Raw genomic sequence first — 1349 nt, forward strand, 5'->3', positions numbered from 1 at the left:
AGTTTGTAGTAACCGCGCGTGGGCGGCGCAGGCGGCTGCCAGGTCGCGCGGCGGCGTTCCAGTTCGGCGTCGGTGACGTCCAGATGAAGTCGGCGCGCTTCGACGTCGAGTTCGATCATGTCGCCGGTTTGCACGAACGCGAGCGGGCCGCCCGCGGCCGCTTCCGGCGACACGTGCAGCACCACCGCGCCGTAGGCCGTGCCGCTCATGCGGCCGTCGGAGATACGCACCATGTCCGTGATGCCTTTTTGCAGCACTTTTTTCGGCAGCGGCATGTTGCCGACTTCGGCAAAGCCTGGATAACCCTTCGGCCCCGCCCCCTTGAGCACCATGATGCAGTGCTCGTCGATATCGAGCGACTCGTCGTCGATCTTCGCGTGCAATTCCTCGATGTTCTCGAACACCACCGCGCGGCCGCGATGCTTCAGCAGATGCGCGGTGGCCGCCGACGGCTTGATCACCGCGCCATTCGGCGCCAGGTTGCCCTTGAGCACCGCAATCCCGGCCTTCGGCTTGAACGGCTCGGCGAACGTCGTGATGACCTTCTCGTCGTGATTCGGCGCGTTGCGCACGTTGTCCCAGAGCGTCTTGCCGTTGACCGTCAGCGCGTCCTTATGCAAGAGCCCTTGTTCACCGAGTTGCTTCAGCACGGCCGGCAAACCGCCTGCGTAGTAAAAGTCTTCCATCAGGTATTCGCCCGACGGTTGCAGATTCACGAGACACGGCACGTTCGAGCCGAGCTCCCAGTCTTCCAGCGAAAGCTCGACGCCGATACGCTTCGCGAGCGCGATCAGGTGCACCACCGCATTGGTCGAGCCGCCGATCGCCGCATTCGTGCGGATCGCGTTTTCAAACGCCTGACGCGTGAGGATCTTGTCCATCGTCAGATCCTCTCGAACCATATCGACAATGCGGCGCCCCGCGAGATGCGCGAGCACTTGCCGGCGTGCATCGACCGCGGGAATCGCCGCGTTGTGCGGCAAGCCCATGCCGAGCGATTCGACCATCGACGCCATTGTCGACGCGGTGCCCATCGTCATGCAGTGGCCACGCGAGCGGTTCATGCACGACTCGGCTTCAGTGAACTCCTCCTGCGTCATCGTGCCGGCGCGCACTTCCTCGGACATCTGCCACACACCCGTACCGGAGCCGATGTTCTTGCCGCGAAAACGGCCATTGAGCATGGGGCCGCCGGAAACCGCCAGCGCGGGCAGATTGCACGACGCCGCGCCCATCAGCAGCGCGGGCGTGGTCTTATCGCAACCGACCAGCAGAATCACGCCGTCCATCGGATTGCCGCGAATCGACTCCTCGACGTCCATTGAAGCGAGGTTGCGAAACAGCATCGC

General features: G+C 63.8%; 1 protein-coding gene. It reads right to left on the bottom strand.

Going from position 1 to position 1349, the window contains the following annotated elements; translation table 11 throughout:
* Positions 1–1349 (bottom strand): dihydroxy-acid dehydratase (locus tag PQR53_RS38805; protein ID WP_408465876.1); only part of this gene is annotated, 1349 nt, incomplete at both ends.

This window comes from Paraburkholderia fungorum (assembly GCF_046027605.1).
In the GTDB taxonomy this organism is placed as follows: Bacteria; Pseudomonadota; Gammaproteobacteria; order Burkholderiales; family Burkholderiaceae; genus Paraburkholderia; species Paraburkholderia fungorum_F.